Annotated in this window: 13 protein-coding genes and 3 pseudogenes; 8 read left to right on the forward strand and 8 right to left on the reverse strand. The window is 61.3% G+C overall.

The annotated features are described in order from the left end of the window. The first annotated feature begins 255 nt into the window (after positions 1-255). From JQ573_RS37740 to JQ573_RS37750, 3 genes are read left to right on the forward strand one after another with little or no spacing between them, the layout of a single operon-like run. Complete coding sequence (locus JQ573_RS37740; RefSeq protein WP_212320082.1) at positions 256-576, forward strand: PAS domain-containing protein; 321 nt, start codon at positions 256-258, stop codon at positions 574-576. Continuing rightward, the gene (locus JQ573_RS37745; RefSeq protein WP_212320080.1) at positions 510-2,003 is read left to right on the forward strand and encodes an ATPase domain-containing protein; all 1,494 of its coding nucleotides are present in this window, start codon (positions 510-512) and stop codon (positions 2,001-2,003) included. Before JQ573_RS37740 ends, JQ573_RS37745 begins: the two co-directional genes overlap by 67 nt. Continuing rightward, positions 1,993-3,705, forward strand: a complete 1,713-nt coding sequence (locus tag JQ573_RS37750) for an ATP-binding protein (protein ID WP_212320078.1) — start codon at positions 1,993-1,995, stop codon at positions 3,703-3,705. The genes JQ573_RS37745 and JQ573_RS37750 overlap by 11 nt, the downstream gene beginning before the upstream one ends. Positions 3,706-4,121: 416 nt before the next feature. Here the strand turns inward: JQ573_RS37750 and glgX are convergent. From glgX to glgA, 4 genes and pseudogenes are all read right to left on the reverse strand, one after another. Next, a pseudogene (gene glgX / locus JQ573_RS37755) lies at positions 4,122-6,360 on the reverse strand (glycogen debranching protein GlgX). Between the two features lie 23 nt (positions 6,361-6,383). Then, positions 6,384-6,665, reverse strand: a complete 282-nt coding sequence (locus tag JQ573_RS37760; protein ID WP_212320076.1) for a DUF3606 domain-containing protein — start codon at positions 6,663-6,665, stop codon at positions 6,384-6,386. A gap of 5 nt (positions 6,666-6,670) precedes the next feature. Then, positions 6,671-7,871 (reverse strand): annotated as a pseudogene (locus JQ573_RS37765) (glycosyltransferase family 4 protein). A gap of 19 nt (positions 7,872-7,890) precedes the next feature. Next, positions 7,891-9,299 (reverse strand): annotated as a pseudogene (gene glgA / locus JQ573_RS37770) (glycogen synthase GlgA). A 352-nt stretch (positions 9,300-9,651) separates the two neighbouring features. Between glgA and JQ573_RS40470 the strand changes: the two are divergent. Next, the gene (locus JQ573_RS40470) at positions 9,652-10,143 is read left to right on the forward strand and encodes a hypothetical protein (RefSeq protein ID WP_249132723.1); all 492 of its coding nucleotides are present in this window, start codon (positions 9,652-9,654) and stop codon (positions 10,141-10,143) included. Beyond that, a complete protein-coding gene (locus tag JQ573_RS37775; RefSeq protein ID WP_249132724.1) occupies positions 10,086-11,459 on the forward strand; it encodes an alpha-amylase family glycosyl hydrolase in 1,374 nt (457 codons plus the stop codon). The genes JQ573_RS40470 and JQ573_RS37775 overlap by 58 nt, the downstream gene beginning before the upstream one ends. Before the next feature lie 369 nt (positions 11,460-11,828). Here JQ573_RS37775 and JQ573_RS37780 read toward each other — a convergent pair whose 3' ends face one another. The 3 genes from JQ573_RS37780 to ligD form a co-directional block, all read right to left on the reverse strand. Continuing rightward, positions 11,829-11,996, reverse strand: coding sequence for a hypothetical protein (locus JQ573_RS37780; RefSeq protein WP_212320074.1), 168 nt, complete (start codon positions 11,994-11,996; stop codon positions 11,829-11,831). A 331-nt stretch (positions 11,997-12,327) separates the two neighbouring features. Then, positions 12,328-12,831, reverse strand: a complete 504-nt coding sequence (locus JQ573_RS37785; protein ID WP_249132725.1) for an inorganic diphosphatase — start codon at positions 12,829-12,831, stop codon at positions 12,328-12,330. Positions 12,832-12,905: 74 nt separating this feature from the next. Beyond that, the gene (ligD, locus tag JQ573_RS37790) at positions 12,906-13,931 is read right to left on the reverse strand and encodes a non-homologous end-joining DNA ligase (protein WP_249132733.1); all 1,026 of its coding nucleotides are present in this window, start codon (positions 13,929-13,931) and stop codon (positions 12,906-12,908) included. Positions 13,932-14,487: 556 nt separating this feature from the next. On the opposite strand from ligD, the gene JQ573_RS40475 reads away from it, so the two are divergent. The 3 genes from JQ573_RS40475 (at position 14,488) to JQ573_RS37805 (ending at position 16,455) form a co-directional block, all read left to right on the forward strand. After that, the gene (locus JQ573_RS40475) at positions 14,488-14,937 is read left to right on the forward strand and encodes a hypothetical protein (RefSeq protein WP_249132726.1); all 450 of its coding nucleotides are present in this window, start codon (positions 14,488-14,490) and stop codon (positions 14,935-14,937) included. A gap of 657 nt (positions 14,938-15,594) precedes the next feature. Next, positions 15,595-15,807 carry a hypothetical protein gene (locus JQ573_RS37800; RefSeq protein ID WP_212320070.1) on the forward strand — a complete coding sequence of 71 codons (213 nt, stop codon included), beginning with the start codon at positions 15,595-15,597 and terminating at the stop codon, positions 15,805-15,807. 213 nt (positions 15,808-16,020) lie between these two features. Beyond that, on the forward strand, positions 16,021-16,455 hold the full coding sequence (locus JQ573_RS37805) for a pyridoxamine 5'-phosphate oxidase family protein (RefSeq protein ID WP_312011741.1): 435 nt from the start codon (positions 16,021-16,023) through the stop codon (positions 16,453-16,455). A 564-nt stretch (positions 16,456-17,019) separates the two neighbouring features. Here the strand turns inward: JQ573_RS37805 and JQ573_RS37810 are convergent. After that, the gene (locus JQ573_RS37810) at positions 17,020-17,637 is read right to left on the reverse strand and encodes a flavodoxin family protein (protein ID WP_212320068.1); all 618 of its coding nucleotides are present in this window, start codon (positions 17,635-17,637) and stop codon (positions 17,020-17,022) included. Positions 17,638-18,061: the final 424 nt, after the last annotated feature.

The raw sequence follows: 18,061 nt of genomic DNA on the forward strand, positions 1-18,061 counted from the left end.
CAGAAGTCTGGGTCAGCGGATGGGTTGGGAGCCGGTCGGCAAGCTCAATTCCGCCAATCGCAAAGTCGGTGCTGCACCTGCGAAGGTTTCTGCCTCGGTGGCCATTACCAGGACGGGTGAGCGCTGAGTCGAGTGGAACCAAAGCCCTACTGAGGCATTTATTGCAAATTCGCTTGGGGCGTCTCTTGAGACAATGGATTGATCTGATTCCCCCGAGCGAGTGCGTGGGAAGAATATCCCCGGAAGCGCTCGAATATGAATGATGCCGGCTGGGAATTCAGGCCGGAGGCCATTACTGCCGCCGACTGGCGTCAGATCGTGCAGAGCGCAACCGACACGGCGATTATCACCACCAATCAGGCGGGCCTGGTGACGAGCTGGAACCAGGGTGCGTTCCGGCTGCTCGGCTGGACTGAGGAAAAAATGCTCGGCCAGACCCTCGCGCGGCTGTTCGAAGATTCGAGGCGGCTCTCGTTTTTGGTGCGTGGTGGCCTCATTGGAAAGTTGCGATGGTTACTCAGACCTTATCTAAACGACTGGCAAGTTCGGGCGTGCCGGGCCTCGACGAGGTCTTGATTGGCGGCTTGGAGCGCGAGAACCTCTATCTGATCGAGGGTACACCAGGGTCTGGGAAAACCACACTGGCGATGCAGTTCCTCATCGAGGGTGCCCGCCACGGTGAAGGGACGCTCTACATCACCCTTTCCGAAAGCGAGCAGGAGCTACGTAAGACCGCCGCCAGTCACGGATGGTCCCTGGAGGGGATCACCATCCTTCAGGTCATACCGCTCGAGGCGGATCCCGACCAGCAACAGGGTTTACTGCATCCGTCGGAGGTGGAGCTCGGCCACACCATCAAGTTGATAATGGACAAAATCGACCAGGAGAAGCCGGCGCGTTTGGTGATCGACGCACTTACCGAGCTTCGGCTCCTCGCTGAGGACTCGTTTAACTACCGTCGCCAGATCCTGACTCTGAAGCGCTTCTTTTCGGAGCGCGATTGCACGGTGCTGGCTTTGGACGATCTCACGGAGACTGTTCCAGGGCTGCACCTGCACAGTGTCGTTCATGGCGTGTTCAGCCTGGAACAGCGCCGGATGGAATACGGCGCGGTGCGCCGGCGGCTGTCAATCATCAAGCTGCGCGGCGTTGATTTTCGCAGCGGCTACCATGACTACATCATACAAACAGGGGGCCTACGAGTGTTTCCCAGCCTCGTCGCGGCCCAGCACAAGGCGAGCTTTCCCAGCGACCCGATTTCCAGCGAAAAACCGGAACTGGATGCTCTGCTCGGTGATGCACTTCGTCGCGGGACCAGTACCCTGCTGATTGGACCGTCCGGTGTCGGGAAATCTACCCTCGCCATCCAGATCGCCCTGGCCGCGGCGAAACGCGGCGAGCGCGCCGCCCTGTTCGCCTTCGATGAAACCTACCGCACCGCCGCGGACCGTGGGCGGCGACTCGGGCTCGACCTCGACGCCCCCAAGGAAGCCGGCCGGCTATCCTGGACCGACCTCAGCCCGACTACGCTGTCGCCTGGCGAGTTCGTTTCCGAGGTCCAACGGGAAGTCGCCGCGGGCGCCCGGGTCGTGGTCATCGACAGCCTGAACAGCTACATCGCCTCGATGCCTCAGGAACAGGCGCTGATCTTGCACATGCACGAATTGCTCACCTATCTGGGAAATCAAGGAATCGTGACGATCCTGATCCTCGCCCAACACGGACTAGTCGGCGAGACACACGTTCCGTTGGATCTCAGTTTCATGGCGGACACGATCGTGCTGCTGCGCTACTTCGAAGCCGAGGGACAAGTTCGAAAGGCAGTGTCGGTTTTGAAGAGCCGGGCTGGCGAGCACGAAACCACAATCCGGGAGTATACGCTGTCATCGAAGACCGGCGTGACCGTAGGCGAGCCGCTGCGAGGTTTTCAAGGCGTGCTCACTGGGGTGCCGAGGTTCGTCGGGACGCGCGAGGCCCTGGCAGAATCCAGCGATGATGAATAGCGGCATTGAACGGCCTACACTACGTATCCTGATCCTCGCTCCCTCCGGCCGGGACGCGCCGACCGTGGCCGATGTCATCGCGAAGGCCAGCATGCATCCGCATACGTGCGCGACACTGGAATCGCTCTGCGTCGAGATTGCCGAAGGAGCCGGCGCTATCCTGCTCGCCGAAGAAGCGCTGAAGGAACAGGACGCCATCGACCGGTTTCATCGCACGCTCGGGAAACAATCCGCTTGGTCTGAACTTCCGGTCCTGCTCATCGCCAAGGCCAACGGACGCGGCCCGACGCGTCTCGCCGCTGAACGGATTGGCGATTATCGCAATATCGTCATGCTGGAGCGGCCGTTGCGTTCGGCTTCGCTGATCAGCGCGTTGCAATCGGCCCTGACAGCGCGTCGACGTCAGTACGAGATCCGAGATCACCTGCTGGAGCGCGCCCGGCAGGAAGCGGAGCTACGCCGCCTGAATGAGACCCTGGAGCAACGCGTGCAAGCGCGCACGCGCGAAGTGCAGGAGGCCTTGCAAGAGCTTCAGAAGGCGATGCGCGAACGTGAGGAAGCTCAGCGCGCGCTCGCTCAGGCGCAGAAGACGGAAGCGATCGGCCAATTGACCGGCGGTATTGCCCACGACTTTAACAACCTCCTGATGGTCATCAGCGGCGGCCTTGACATGCTCGAGCGCTCAGCGGACCTGGAGCGGCGGCGAAAGCTGATCACAGCCATGCGCCAAGCAGCTGGGCGGGGCGAGGCGCTCACCCGTCAGCTACTCGCCTTTGCCCGGCGGATGACCCTGGCTCCCGAACCGGTCAACTTGCGAAACCTGATCGACGGCATGCGCATCCTGGTAGGCGGCGCGCTTCGCGGTGATATCACAGTCGAGGTGGATCTGGACCCTCAGCTCTGGCCGGTTCTCGCCGATCCCGGGCAGCTTGAACTAGCGCTTCTCAATCTGGCTGTGAATGCGAGGGATGCGATGCCTTCCGGTGGGGTGCTCACGCTCGCGGCCTCCAATGAGCGGCTTGACGGATCGCGCGCGAACGGCGCCCAGGGCGAGTTCGTGCGCATTGAGGTCCGGGACACTGGTACAGGCATTCCGCCGGAGATCATTGATCGCATATTCGATCCATTTTTCACAACCAAGACAGTCGATAAAGGTACGGGTCTGGGCCTTAGCCAAGTTTATGGGTTTGCCAGCCAATCGGGCGGCCACATCGAAGTCCGTAGTCGTGTAGGACAGGGTACGACCTTCATCTTGCACCTCCCACGGGCAGCAACGGCCTTGGCCGAGACCCAGCCGGAGCAGTCGTCAGCCCCAAGCGATCGCCTCGCGCAGGACGGTCGCAAGGTGCTTGTCGTTGAGGACAACGACGATGTCGCCGAACTTGCGATGGAGATGATGACGACCCTCGGCTTCGTTGTAGAGCGCGTTGCTAACGCGAGAGAAGCACTCGCTAAGCTTGCAGCCGATGGCCGAGACGTGGATCTTGTATTCTCGGATGTTGTGATGCCCGGCGGGATGAATGGTGTTGATCTCGCGCGTGAGCTGAAGAGGCTGAGGCCTGGACTGCCGGTGTTGCTGACCTCCGGCTATTCGGACGCCGTTCGCGAGTTGGATCCCAGCGAGGGTCTGCCGCTGATCGCGAAGCCCTATCGGCTTGAAACTCTGCAAGGCGCCTTGCGCGAATTCGCCGGCTTCGCTTAAGTAGCTTGGCGGCAAAGCTAAGCGCGCCATGTACGGCTCCAGATCGCCAGCTGGCATTGGCGGCGTTGGGTTCATTCCGGGAAGCGCGAGCGAGGCGCTCGCCAAAGCCGCGCTTGTTTGTCGACGCTAGCCATCCGAATATTCAAGGAGATGTCGGAAAGGTGCACGATCCCGGAAATTCTTGGTGCACAGCAGAAGCAAAAGTAGCGTAAAGGAAATTCGCCTCCGCTTTGCGAGGCGGATGCTTGAGTCTCCGGCGTTTGATACGAGGTTTTGTGAGCCACGTTGCCAGTTGGAAAGAAGTTCCACCAACTGGCGCTGTCTCTCCATCGTAGTCGCGCTAGCTAAACCAAAGCGCGGGCTGAGAGCGCCTTGGCGTTGCAGCGGCGCCGATTGTTGATCGGGGCCGCAAGGAACTAGCCAGACAGGGGCGTTTCGGCAATGTCGAGCAATGCTCCAAGGCCTTGTCGCAGGCGACGCGTGGCCGTGTTCTCGGTCGCAAGGCCGAATACGGCCAGCGATCGTCCGGTCACTTCGTAAGCGTGCCCGAACTCGAACGTAGGCATCTGTGTGTCCGGCTGATTGGTGTCGATCAGCCCCAACCAGCGGCTCCCGTCGGTGACGGGCGGAAGTGTGAAGTTCACGACGTCGTAGTGAGCGTTGTAGACCAGAAGCATGGTCGCATCGGAGCCACGGCGCTTGATGCCGGTCTCCTGAGCGCGTCCGTCGAGCAGCATGCCAAAGCACTTGGCGTTGCCGTCCTGCCATTGCTCATCGGTCATTTCTTCGCCGGAGGGCGACAACCAGGTCACGTCCTTGACGTCGAGCTCTTCATTGTGGGAGCCGACCAGGAAGCGGCTGCGGTAGAGGATCGGGAAGGCTTTGCGCGTCGCGATCAGCTTGCGCGTGAATTCGCGCAGATTGCGGCCGTTGGTCGTGATCCCCATCCAGGCGAGCCAGGTGGTCTCGTTGTCCTGGGCATAGGCATTGTTGTTGCCGTTCTGAGTGTGCCCGAATTCGTCCCCCGCAAGCAGCATTGGCGTGCCGTGGGATAGCAACATCGTGGCGAGCAGGTTCCGCTTCTGGCGTTCGCGCAGCGCATTGATGTCGGGATCGTCGGTCGGCCCCTCGGCCCCGCAGTTCCAGGAATGGTTGTTGCTGTGCCCGTCGCGATTGTCCTCTGCATTCGCCTCGTTGTGCTTGTCGTTGTACGAGACGAGGTCGTTGAGGTTGAAGCCGTCATGCGCCGTGACGAAGTTGACGCTGGACCAGGGCCGCCGTCCGCGCTTGTTGAAGAGGTCGCCGGACCCTGACACGCGCTTGGCAAGGTCTGCCAACGTGCCTTCATCGCCCTTCCAGAAGGCGCGCACGGTATCCCTGAACTTGTCGTTCCACTCGGCCCAGCCGGGCGGGAACTGGCCGACCTGGTAGCCGCCGGGGCCAATGTCCCAGGGCTCTGCGATCAGCTTGACGCTGGACAGCACCGGATCCTGGCGGCAGGCGTCGAGAAAGCCGCCGCCTTCGTCGAAGCCATAGGGCTCTCGCGCGAGGATGGTGGCGAGGTCGAAGCGGAAGCCGTCGACCCGCATCTCCGTGGCCCAATAGCGCAGGGAATCCGCAACCAGCTGTAGCACCCGCGGATGCGACAGGTTCACCGTGTTTCCGGTGCCGGTATCGTTGATGTAGTAGCGCTTGTGGTCCGGCAGCAGGCGGTAATAGCTAGCGTTGTCGATGCCCTTGAACGACAGCGTCGGGCCGAGCTCGTTGCCTTCCGCGGTGTGGTTGTAGACGACGTCCAGGATAACCTCGATTCCATGGGCGTGGAACTGGTTGACCATTTCCTTGAATTCATTCGCGAACGGCGTCTTCAGGTAACGCGGCTCCGGGGCGAAGAACGCGATGGAATTGTAGCCCCAGTAATTGCGAAGGCCTTTGTCGACCAGGTAGCTGTCATCGATGAAGGCATGGATCGGTAATAGCTCCGCGCTGGTGATGCCGAGTGAGCGCAAATAGGCGGGGATTTCCGAATGCGCGAGCCCCAAGAAGGTACCGCGGTCTGCCTCCGGCACCAGCGGGTGCCGCTGGGTAAAGCCCTTCACGTGCATCTCGTAGACGATCGTCCGTTCCCACGGCACTTCGGGCTTGCGCGCCACACCCCAGGTGAAGGCGGGGTCGATGACGCGGCACTTCTGCATCAAAGGTGCGCTGTCGCGCTCGTCGTAAGACAGATCCTTGTCGGCGTGGTCGAGTTGGTAGCCGAAGAGTTCCGGTCCCCAGCGCAGTTGCCCAACCAGCTGATTGGCATAAGGATCGAGCAGGAGCTTGTTGGGATTGAAGCGGTGCCCGGTGTCAGGCTCGTAAGGACCATGGACGCGATAGCCGTAGACGGTGCCGGGACGGGCAGAGGGCAGATAGCCGTGCCAGACCTCATCGGTATATTCCGGCAGCTCGATCCGGTCGATCTCAGTTTCACCGTCGTCGTCGAACAGGCAGAGCTCCACCTTGGTTGCATGGGCCGAGAACAGCGCGAAATTGACGCCGAGGCCGTCCCAGGTGGCGCCGAGTGGAAATGGCTTGCCTTCGGTGATCCGCGAGCGGCGCAGGCTCGCCGCCGCCCCGTGTCAGGGCGTCGTCTGATTGCGTCTTTTGATCCATGTTTGCCCCCCATGAGAACCCGGTCAGGATGTCGGCGCTGTTGCCGGAATCTCAGTCACGACCTGCTCGGCGGCCGCTGCCGAGGCGATCACTGCCACCGGAGGCGCATCGGCCGGCTTAGGCAGCGCGTTGGCACGCTGCTGGACGGCTTCCTTGCTGATCGCGGCGATCGAGTTTCCAATCCGCCCGACGATGGCCGTCAGCTCGGCATCGGAAAGGCCAAGACGCTTTCTGACGAGCCGCATCTGAACGCGATCGGTTAGGTCGAGCTTGTTGCGGATGGGCTTCGGGGTCGAGCGGCGCATGGCGGCTACTCCTGTTGTTGTTGTCGTAACCGCTGCTCGCTGATTCCGTTCCGACACGGACCAAGGATCTCAGCCAGCGGCGACGGCTGCATTTCCAACCCGGCAGAAGGTATCGGCATCCGGATTGCGCTCTTGCTGTCCAGCGTTGCGAGAACGTCCAGCTGCGATGTTTGCCGAAGGGCCGGTAACCGGCGATAGGCAGCCAGATAGTCGCTCGCCATCCGCTCCGCTGTGAAGCGTTGTTCGAATTGTTTGCGGATCGCCGCTCGATCCAATGTTTCGACTGCGCTGGCCGCCGCGATTGCCTCCTCGACAGAGTTCACGACGAATCCGCTGAGGCCATGGTCGATGATCTCCGGCACTGAGCCGTGGGCAAGGGCAACCACGGGCGTGCCGCAAGCCATCGCCTCGATCATGACGAGACCGAAGGGCTCAGGCCAGCAGATTGGAAAGAGCAGCGCGCGCGCATTGCCGAGGAAGTCGGCTTTCTGGACTTCATTGATCTCGCCAATGAACTCGACGTTCGGATGCGCTTCAACCATCGGCGCGATCACCTGATTCCAATAGCACTGATCTGCGGCGTCGATCTTGGCGGCCATCTTCAGGGGAACGCCGGTCCTGGCAGCGATCTCGATGGCCTTGTCCGGTCCTTTTTCGGGAGAGATGCGTCCAAGGAACGCAAAATAGTCCCCGGACGGCGCTGGCCGATAGGGGAGGATGTTCTCGGGCAATCCATGAAGCACGGTGGCGAGCCAGTTGACCGGGGGCATCGGGCGGCGTTGTGCGATCCGAAATCGAGACCAGCGGAGGCTCGGGAAAGGCCGAGTAGAACGGCTTCAGATCGGGCAGATCGAGACGCCCATGCAATGTCGTGACGATCCGGTCCGCATAGCGCCGCACCAAGGGATAGTGCAGATGATCGATGTGGAAGTGCAGGACGTCGAATTCGTTCGCTCGCCTGGCAACTTGGTCCAGCATCATGACGTGGTATGGCGTCATATCCTTCACGGAAGGATCCAGCCGCAGGGCCATCTTCGAGCACGGCACCAGCTCTGCAGATGTGACGGAGTCACCGCTTGCGAACAGGGTGACCTCATGGCCCTGGCGGACCAGCTCTTCGGTCAAATACGAGACGATGCGCTCGGTGCCTCCATAGAGCCGTGGCGGGCAGCTCTCCGCAAGCGGAGCGATTTGCGCGATTTTCATGATCTGTGCTCGATATCTTCTAGATCGATGATCGGTAGAGATCCGCGTATGACGTGGCCGATTGCCTCCAGCTGAAAGCCTGCGCCATGGCGCCTCTGCGCATCTGGTCGAGGCGGTCTTCATGCCGAAGGTCGAGAAGGCGCGGCAGAGACTGCCGAGAAAGCCCGGAGCCGATGCACGATCGAACAGGAAGCCGGTCTCGCCGTCGACGATAGTCTCGGCAAGACCGCCGGTACGATGGCCGATTGGCAGAGAGCCGAAGCGCTGGGCATACATCTGGCTCAGCCCGCACGGCTCAAAGCGCGACGGCATCAGCGTGAAATCGCTGCCGGCGAAGATCTTGCGCGCCTCGGCATCGTCAAAGCCGATCTTGACGGCAATCGACTGCGGGGCTCGCGCCTGCGCCTGGAGAAGGGCTTCCTCAAAGCGGGGTTCGCCCTTGCCCGTGACGACGATCTGGCCGCCCGCGTCGACGATCGCTTGCGCGCTCTCGACGACGAGATCAACGCCCTTCTGATGGACCAAGCGCGCGACCAGGGCGAACAGCGGACCGCGGGACACAGCAAGCCCGAACTGGTCCCGGACATCGTCGGCATTCTTCGCGCGTTCGGTCCAATCGCCGGCGCCGAATGGCTGAAACAGGGATGAGCACGTCCGTGGATCCCAACTCTCGTCGATCCCGTTTAGGATGCCCGATAGCTGATGGCGATCGGCGCGTTGCCGCAACAGGCCCTCGAGACCGCACCCGAACTCCGCCGTTGTGATCTCGCGGGCATAGGTCTGGCTGACAGTCGTCAGGTGGGAAGCGTAGACGAGGCCAGCCTTGATGAATGACAGGCGATTGTAGAATTCGACGCCATCGATGTTGAAGCTGGCTTCCGGGATGCCCAGCGGCGCGAGCGAACTCCGGTCGAAGACGCCTTGATAGGCGAGATTGTGGATCGTGAAGACCGTTGGAATGTGGGCGTAATGCCATTCCAGATAGCCTGGGATTAGCGCGCATTGCCAATCGTTGGCGTGCACCAGATCGGCCCGCCAATCCTCGTCGACCAGGCCTCTGGCGAGCTGCGTGGCGGCGTAAGAAAATGTCGCAAACCGGACGTTGTTGTCGCTCCAGTCGGCGCCGCGACCATCGGCATAGGGAGTTCCGTCCCGCTCGTACAACTCTCGGCAACGAACGACATAATAGCCCAAGCCATCTGCGGTATGCCCAAGGCCGATCTCGAACGCCGGAAGGGCGGCGAATGGCTGGCATCGGCCGATGGGCTTGAGGTCCTTGAGCCCGCGCAGAACCGCGGGATAGCCGGGAATGATGACGCGTACGTCAGCAAAATTCTGCAAGGCGCGCGGGAGAGCCGCCGATACGGCGGCAAGGCCGCCCACCTGAACGAAGTCCGAAACTTCCGGGGTCGCGAACAGGATTCGCATTCGCTAGGGCCGCCGGCCGAAGTGGTTTACGCCAACCATCTTTGTCGATTCCAGAGGCGCTTCCCCAATGAAGCGCCATTCGGAAATTCCGCGCCGCAGCAATGGTTCCTATACGCCGCAATTCATCGCGCTTTTTTGCGTCGGTTCAAAAGTGTACAGAAGCCGCCGGCGGACGATGCGGGGCGATGGGTGAGCTGTTAGACAATGCCGACCGGCCCGGCCAGGAACGATTGCACGGACGCCAGCTTCTTCGTCCACACGCATGCTTGAGTGATCGTAAAGGCGCGTCAGACGCCGCAAGACCTCGCCCAAGCATGCTGGTCGTGAACATCCAGCAGGAAAGGCGAACAGCTTGGGTCAAAGTCTAGGAGCAGTCGGGCAAATCCGGCGCCACGGTCCGCAGATCGGGGATCATGGGGTCGTCTTCAATCTTTGGGCGCCGACCGCACAATCAGTCGAATTGCTTGAGGCCAACCGAGCGCCGCAGCGGATGCTGCCTGACAGTGACGGTTGGTATCAATTGTTGAGCCCGACCGCTCACGCCGGTACACGCTATCAATTCAGGATCAATGAAGAGCTGGTTGTCCCCGATCCCGCCTCGTTCTTTCAGCCTGATGATGTCGGCGCGCCGAGCGAGGTCGTCGATACGGCGACGCTTCGGGACCCCGTCCTCTATCCAGGGCGGCCCTGGGCGGAGGCGGTGATCTATGAGCTGCACGTCGGCGCCTTCAGCCAGGAAGGGACCTATGCCGGTGTTGAGAGCTCGGCATTACGGCCATCGAGCTTATGCCACTCAACGATGTCCCTGGGCGGCACAATTGGGGCTATGACGGCGTGCTGCTGAACGCACCAAACGCGCGGTATGGACGGCCGCAGGACCTCAAGCGGCTTTTGCGGGCCGCTCACGCGCTCGACATCATGGTCTATCTGGACGTCGTCTATAACCATTTCGGACCGCAGCTGAATTATCTGCACAGCTATGCGGAGAGCTTCTTCACGACGCGTCATACGACCGGGTGGGGACCTGCGGTCAACCTGGAGGGCCGCGAGGGCGCATTTGTTCGCGAGTTTCTGATCGAGAATGCGCTGATGTGGCTGCGCGACTACGGCTTCGACGGCCTTCGCTTCGATGCGGTCCACGCGCTCAAGGACGATTCCGATCGGCACTTTCTCATCGAGCTCGCCGAAACAGTGCGCCACGAATTGCCGGGCCGCCACGTGCATCTGATGCTGGAGAATGAAGCAAACCAGCCCCATCTACTTGAGCGCCAGCAGGGGCAGGCGAGGTATTATGACGCGCAGTGGGGTGACGATTTTCACAACGCGCTGCATGTCCTCCTGACGGGGCAGGATGAGGGTTACTATCGCGCCTTTGCCGATAAGCCGCTGGAGCATCTCGCACGATCCTTGACGGAAGGGTTTGCATATCAGGGCGAAGTCTTTCCGCTTCACAACGAACCCCGCGGCGAGCCGAGTGCTCACCTTCCACCCGAAGCCACCATCTTCTTCGCCCAGAACCATGATCAGGTCGGCAATCGTGCCTTTGGGGAGCGCCTGTCGAAACTGGTCGGTCCGGAAAAGCTCGATCAGGCCCTCGCGCTGGTTCTGCTCAGTCCGCACATTCCCATGTTGTTCATGGGTGAGGAGGGGGCGGTCGACACCCCGTTCCTATTCTTCGCGGATTGGTCCGGCGAAGCCGCCGAGTTGACGCGCGAGGGACGAAGAAAGGAATTTGCGCACTTCAAGGCATTCGCGACGCCTGAAATGCGAGCGAGCATTCCGGACCCCTGTGACGAGCAAACGTTTCGGGCATCGAAGCTGGATTGGAAGACAATTGATAGCTCCCCGGCGAGTCTCAAGTTCCGGGCTCTGACGGCCCAATTGCTCCGGATCCGACGCGAGAAGATTGTTCCGCTGATCGAGAACGGCGTCGTCTCGGCCGAGCGAAGCCTGCTTGGAAAGACCCCGCTGATGGAGGGAATTGATGTCCGCTGGAATACAGTCGATGGCGGCAGGCTACAAATCGTAGCCAATTTCGGTGAAAATGATCTGCGAATGCCAAGCCTGATTGAGGGCGTGACGCTATGGCGGCTCCATGCGGCCGATCACGAAGCACTCCCTCCGAGCGACATTCTCGTAAGAGTGGGTTCTTCCAGCTAGGCGCAATGGAGCGTCTGACCAGTCGGCCTAACCTTACCCTTCAGGCCGAAGACTTCTTTTCGGAAGTGCTGCGTCAGATGCGGTTCCGCAAATCCGGGCCGACGGTAGCACGTCGCCACTGTGTTGTGATCGCGCAGCTTGAGCGGCGATCAACCGGCCACGGGACCTGCGGCGGAAGGGCTTGTGGGGGCTAGGTCGGCAGGGCGTGCTCGGCCCGCATCTCGCCCGTCGGCGTTCCGAAAGAAATCGCGTCAGCCACCCGAGAAAGTCGGCGGTCCGGCGATGCTGCGCGTCGTGGATAATGCGGGACGTTCCACCGACGAACTCGATCGCGCGATCCGCGATCTGCCGCCGAGGGGCTGCGGCAAATTATTCGCACTCGGGACCCGGCGGCTGCGGAGCCGGAGCAAGGCTCGCTTCGAGCTCCGTGATGATGTTCTGCAGCAGGTGCTCGGCCAAGGGATCCGTGGTCTGCGCCTTCATCTCTTTGAGCCGGGTCAGTTCCTCGATAGTCTTGCTGGTATCGCTAATGGACATCTTGCTTCTCTCCGATTCCTCTACGTCGAAGCACAGCGTAGGTTTCAGGAACTCGGAAAATTCGAAGATCTCTTAAGAACTAGGGGCGATCGCCAGCGAGACCTGCACCTCGCAGCCCTGCGGTAGCTGGTTTCTGGTCATGGTGCCCTTCACTGGGTCGTGAGCAGATTGATAAGCCGCGTGCCGAGTCCGCTCCTGACCTCCTCTGTCTGACATCCGTTTTCAGCCCTTTCCTTCGACGTCGTAAAACGGGCGGAACGTGAGGCCGTTCCTTTCTTATGCGATCCAAGTTAGTCAATTGACGCGCGTCCGCTTTGGCTACGCCGCCTCGCTACCTCGCCAGACGCCGGATCGTCTTGCCGGCATGCTTCGGTCCCCGCCAGCCCAAGAATTTAAGCTGCTTCTCCTCCAAGACGTTGGTGGCGCGGAAAAACTGCTCGAGCTCTTCACGCGCCCGCGAAGGGAGATCACGGACATCCTTGAGGTCGGCCTCCAGAGGAGATCGGTCGGGCACCACGAACACGCGGTCGTTGCGCTCGCTGACGCTGTCCGATCGCTGCTCGACTTCCAGGACGCCGATAGGCCTGCATTTGAGCACCACACCAGGATAGGTCTTGGCGTCATGGATGATCAGAACATCGAGCGGGTCGCCGTCGGGCGCCTTGGTTGACGGGATAAAGCCCCAGTCGTAGGGGTAGCTTAAGCCAGCCATCAGCGGCTTGGCCAATGTGAATACGCCCAGCTTCGGATCGAAGTCCAGTTTGCAGGTGCTCCCGCGCGGCGTCTCGACGACCGCGAAGACGCGCTCCTTGTCCGCACAGGTTGGCAGCGCCATAAGATCAGTCATCTCACGCTCTCTGTGCGGCGCCGACGGTGTCGGCCACGCGAGCGCCCCTCGCGCTTAATGGCTTAGGGGCGCCGGTCGTCGTGTCGCGCGCCGTCTGGTGCTCCATTTCGGCGTCGAGCTCGGCCCCCAACAGGAGCACGATGGCTTCGCGACCGCAACTTTTCGCGCACGACGTCCTTCGCCTGTTTGTCGGAACGGAGTCCGAGATAGACCGGCTGGCGGAGCTCGCCTTTGCTCGTCCACTCGGCGAACTTCACCTCGGCGACGAGCGACGGCCGGACCCAGGTGGTGACGTCCTCATCCTTGACCTTGACCGGGAAGGGGGATTTGGCCGTCTTCAGCTTGATGAGCTTGCTGTGGAGCTCCTCAAGAGTCGCGTGGCTGAAACCCGTGCCGACGTGCCCGATGTACCGCCACGCGTCTCCTTCGCGCACTGCCAGAGTGAGCGCGCCGAAAAATGGCCGCGTTCGGCGAGGAGCCGTGAACCCCGCGATCACGACCTCCTGCCGCTGCGCCGTTTTCACTTTCAGCCAATCGGCGGTTCTGCCGCCCGACGCGTACGGGCTGTCGGCGCGCTTGGCCATGATGCCCTCGAGGTGCCTGCGCTCCGCCTCAGCGAAGAACTCCTTCCCGTTGCCTTTGCGGTGGTCGCTGAACGCGATCAGCTTGTGGCGCGGCAGGAGGGCCTTGAGCCGCTTCTTGCGCTCGAGGAGGGGAAGCTTCCTCAGATCCTCGCTGTCGGCGAACATGAGGTCGAACGCGCAGTATAGGAGCTTGGCTTCGTGGCGCAGCGCGTTTTGCAGCAGCTGGAAGTGCGAGACGCCGTCACTGCCGATGGCGACGAGCTCGCCGTCGATCACGGCATCGCCCTTCACGCTCTCGAGCGCTTTTGCGACCTCGACGTAGGAGTGGCTGATGATCTTGCCGTTTCGGCTGTAGAGCGCGACCTTGCCGCGCTTGATTTCGGCCACCATCCGGAAGCCGTCGTACTTGTCCTCGAACACCCAGTTGGGGTCGTCGAAAGGGGCGTCGGTGAGCGTGGCCAGCATCGGCTGAAGGCGCTTCGGCAGGGTCGATTGACGGCTCATGGGCGACAGATCGGCAGAACCGGATACGAGGACGCTGACGTCGCCTCTAGCCGCAAGGGAAGCGGCGCAGGCCATTCGATCGACCGTCTCGCACACATGCGGAAGGATCTCCTCGCCGGATTAACCTCAGCGACTGCGGCATGTTCCGTACGCGGAACATAGCGGGCGTCCGGAGCTTTTATGGGTGCGGGTAGCGACAGAGGAATCGAGATGCGCGCGAGTGCCGAAGGCCGAAGTCAGGAAGCTGGGTCCTTGAGCCTGGAGGCCGAAGTGGCCGCCAGGCGCAGCAAAGGAGCCGGCAGGCCGGACAGCGTCGCCGGAAAGGTCCCGGTTGTCCGCATTCGCTGGTCCTGGTTCACGCCATATCCCTCGCGCTCTACACGGTCGCCCAGCAGAGCGACATGCTGCTCGACTGGCTCAAGCGGGCGCGCGAGGGCGGGGTCGAGGTGCCGGACTGGGTTGCCCGCCTTCCCATCGCGGCCGAGGCCGTTCAGCAATGGTGGCGCGCCAATCTACACGGATCCGAAGGCCGCCACGGCCTGGCTCAAGACGGTCAATGCCGACAACGTCTCCGGCCCTTACGACGTTCGGCGGCCAGCTCATCCACCGCCTTTTCCTCCTGTTCTTCTCGCTGCTGGCCATATACGCGCTTCTGCGCAGCGGCCGCGCGGTCGCCTCACGCGTGCTCGAGACGTGCGACCGTCTCTTTGGCGAGGCGGGCGAGGGCATCGTCGAGAAGATTGTGGACGCGACGCCCGCAACCGTGAACGGGACGGTGCTGGTCGCGGTCGGCGAGTGGGCTCGCGATACGATAGGGGCGTCTTACTTCGTCGCGGGCGTTCCGTACGCTTTGACGTTCCTGATCTTCACGACAGCCTTTACGATGATCCCGTTCCGTGCGTGGCTGTCCTTCACCGCCGCGGCGATCGTGACGATATCCTATCGGGCGGCGGCAGCGGGATCGCCGCGGCCTCCGTATTTCTGTGGGGCTCCATCGTCATGCTAGCGAGCGATCATTTCTTCTGGCCTAGCCTGGTCGGCGGTTCGGCAAGACTTCCGTTCCTGCTTGCGTTTGTCGGAATCTTCGGCGGGCTGGCTGCGTTCGGCCTGATCGGATTGTTCGTGGGGCCAGTCATTATGGCGGCGCTTCTAGCGATGTGGCGGGAATCGATATTCCGACCAGCGACATAAGTATGAAGGGCCGCCAAGAGCTTCGAGCACTGCTTGCTCTGACCGGCCCGAAGGAGCGACGTTCGGCTTCCAGCTGATGGATCGCGAACAAAATATTCAAGGCAATAAGAAGAGCGGGGATATCGGGGAAAACAAGGGCTACCAGCGGACCGAGCTAGCGCTTGTTAGCGCGATCGGCCGCGAATGAGCAAAGACTTTGAGCTTCGCCAATTCCTTTCCGGGGATTATTGTCAAGTTTTTGCTGAGTGGTCATATGATGACTTTCCTCACCGAACGGATCTCCGCAAATTTGGACGTTGTGCTCGACGACGCCTGTAGTGTGCTTCCGAACAACGGGGGGATCACGAGACCCGCAAGTTCGTCGCCATGCAGCTGCTTCGCGCAGCGCTGCGCGGGAAGACGACTCTCGGATCCGTTTACGTCACCACACATTCGACCGGTCCCCCTATATTCGGCGGTCCGGGAGAGCTTGATGTTTGATGTCTACGTGAACGAAAGAAACGGCCTTTTTGATCGTTACCGGGGCTGCCCCGTTCCCGAAAAGGAACGCGGCCCTTGGCGGAAGAAGCGCTCGGTGCGATCCGTGAGCGACCGGATACGGGCAGACATCCGCATCGTCGGATTTCACTGCCGAAACCTGGCAGCTCGCCCAAAGCCAATCGCAGAGGCCGGCTTCACATCGTGAGATCTTTCACAGTCCACTTTAGTCCACGCGGCATCGCTGATGAGGCGAGATGTGTCGCAAGAATTCATTTCCTGACGTCGTCCGCCGCTTCGGTGCCTCCTTGCAGTTCATTCTGTCGGCCCGACCAGATGGCGTCGCGGCTCTAGAACTTGCGACGCATCCGGTGGGAACGGCGCGAGGTGCCAGGGGTCGCTCCTAACCTGACAGGAGGAAGTGAATGACAGTAGATCGCTCGCCGACATCGCAAAGGAAATGGCCGGTATTGACATAGCCATTCTTTCGACCCACGCCGAGAACGGCGAGATCGCGAACCGCCCCATGAGCAACAATGGCGACGTCGCTTACGACGGCACCTCCTATTACTTTTCCTACGAACAAGCCCGCGCCATTTCGGATATCGAGCGAAACCCGAAGGTTGCCCTCGGTTTCAGCTCCGAGGCGGGGCTATTTTCCCAGGGGATCTACGTAGCCGTTGAAGGCGCCGCCGAATTAATTCGGGACAAGGCGGTGTTTAGGCAGCACTGGACGAGCGACCTCGATAAATGGTTCGCCAACGGCGTGGACACCCCCGGCATCGTCCTGATCAAGGTCAAGGCGAATCGCGCAACGTATTGGAAGGGGCGCGAAGAGGGTGAGAGCGTGCTCTGAGCAGACTACCTCGGCTCCAAACGGCATCATCATGAGGAGGCCATCTCTTGGAGTGGCTTTTTCGCAACCGGATTACAGGCGCCATCACGGTCGCGCAAGCGCCCAATCTCCTCCTGTGGATCGTCATGGTGGCCGGCCTTCTGCAATGGATCTGGTCTCCGACTGGCAAGCCGGCAGCGCTTTGACTGTCGTTCAAAGGAAAGCCTCTTCCTGTGGGCCGTCGATGAGATCGTCAGGGGCGTGAATCCCTGGCGGCGGTGCCTCGGAGTGATGGTTGTCGGGTATGAGTTCGCCAAGGCTCTTTGGTGAGTGCGGAGCTGCCGGTGCCCCTGTGGCGCTAATCCGAGCTGACGCGTTGGGCGCGCCAGACCAACACCGTGATGATGAGAGCGTTGCGACATAGGTGAGCGTGAGCTGGCTTCGACCCAAACAATGGCTGATCACCTTGATCAGCCAAAAACCGGTGCCATACCCCGGCCTCCGGCGAAGCTGATGAGGGGGTGAGAGTGAGGCGGATCGCGATGAGGGTTCAGGTTGGGTTAAGTGGCACGGATCCGCTCAGATTCAAGCCAGGCCAGGATAGCCTGCTGATTTCAGCAGGCGTGCGAGATGCGACGCGTTGGCAGCCAGCATCTGGGTGGTCTGCATGGTCTTGTCATAGGGCTTTTTGAGATCCTTGTAATCTGTCGCTCCCATCGCTTCACCGACCCAATAGGTGCCACCACCGGCCGGAATGGTGAACCCGACATCGTTCAACGCCTGGAACAACTCGGCGTGGCAATGATGGGCGCCGTCCTCGTTACCGACGATGGCAACCACCGCGATCTTGCCAAAGGACGGCATGCGGCTCTTTTCGTCCGTCTCCTCCAGGAACGCGTCCATTCGCTCCATCACCCGCTTTGCGACGCTGGAGGGTTGGCCGAGCCAGATCGGTGTTCCCAGTACCAGAATGTCGGCGGCAAGAATCTTGCTGCGCAATTCGGGCCAATCGTCGCCCGGGCCTTCATCAGACGTCACGCCAGGCTTGATGTTAAGGTCAACGACGCGGATCACCTCGCCGGATACGCCGTGTTGATCGAGAGCCGCCAGCAACTCGCCAAGGATTTTGTCCGTCGAAGAGGCGTCTTTACCGGGTTTGAGCGTGCAGTTCAGGGCTATGGCTTTGAGCGTATCGGACGGCATTGCATCGGTCCCTTTCTTTCCCGGCCCAATGCAGCGCGGATTTGATTCGTTCCTATCGTGCGCTACCGCGGATCCGATCAGTTCGCCAAGCTCGCTTACGTCGGTCGGCGCTGCGCTGTACTGGCTCGCGCGTGAGTCGAGTTGCCGCTTGAGCGGCAATCCCTCGGCAAAAGCCGGCCTACCCAGGACGAATAATGTCGATCGGACGTGCCGATCAGGACGCGCGCCATGCATTTGTCCGAGCTTCGAACTTCCTAGTCCAGCAGGGTGTGGGCGCCGACGCCCTCCGTGAGCAGCAACCTGCAAAACTGCAGCGATCGGTAGCAACGCCTCGTACGCGACCCCGTTATTTCTTGCCGGGCAGTATCGTCTCCAGCACCTGCCTCGCCGCGCCGCGAATCGCGCCCACGCCGATGAACTCGGA

Origin of the sequence: Bradyrhizobium sp. AUGA SZCCT0105 (assembly GCF_018129565.1) — a bacterium.
Taxonomy (GTDB): Bacteria; Pseudomonadota; Alphaproteobacteria; order Rhizobiales; family Xanthobacteraceae; genus Bradyrhizobium.

Coding starts and splice junctions, on each gene's coding strand:
- JQ573_RS37800 (WP_212320070.1), top strand. CDS start 15,595: ATGTTTGATGTCTACGTGAACGAAAGAAACGGCCTTTTTGATCGTTAC.
- JQ573_RS37745 (WP_212320080.1), top strand. CDS start 510: ATGGTTACTCAGACCTTATCTAAACGACTGGCAAGTTCGGGCGTGCCG.
- JQ573_RS37775 (WP_249132724.1), top strand. CDS start 10,086: ATGCCACTCAACGATGTCCCTGGGCGGCACAATTGGGGCTATGACGGC.
- JQ573_RS37740 (WP_212320082.1), top strand. CDS start 256: ATGAATGATGCCGGCTGGGAATTCAGGCCGGAGGCCATTACTGCCGCC.
- ligD (WP_249132733.1), bottom strand. CDS start 13,931: ATGAGCCGTCAATCGACCCTGCCGAAGCGCCTTCAGCCGATGCTGGCC.
- JQ573_RS40475 (WP_249132726.1), top strand. CDS start 14,488: ATGCCGACAACGTCTCCGGCCCTTACGACGTTCGGCGGCCAGCTCATC.
- JQ573_RS37750 (WP_212320078.1), top strand. CDS start 1,993: ATGATGAATAGCGGCATTGAACGGCCTACACTACGTATCCTGATCCTC.
- JQ573_RS37785 (WP_249132725.1), bottom strand. CDS start 12,831: ATGGCGCTGCCAACCTGTGCGGACAAGGAGCGCGTCTTCGCGGTCGTC.
- JQ573_RS37780 (WP_212320074.1), bottom strand. CDS start 11,996: ATGTCCATTAGCGATACCAGCAAGACTATCGAGGAACTGACCCGGCTC.
- JQ573_RS37760 (WP_212320076.1), bottom strand. CDS start 6,665: ATGCGCCGCTCGACCCCGAAGCCCATCCGCAACAAGCTCGACCTAACC.
- JQ573_RS37810 (WP_212320068.1), bottom strand. CDS start 17,637: ATGCCGTCCGATACGCTCAAAGCCATAGCCCTGAACTGCACGCTCAAA.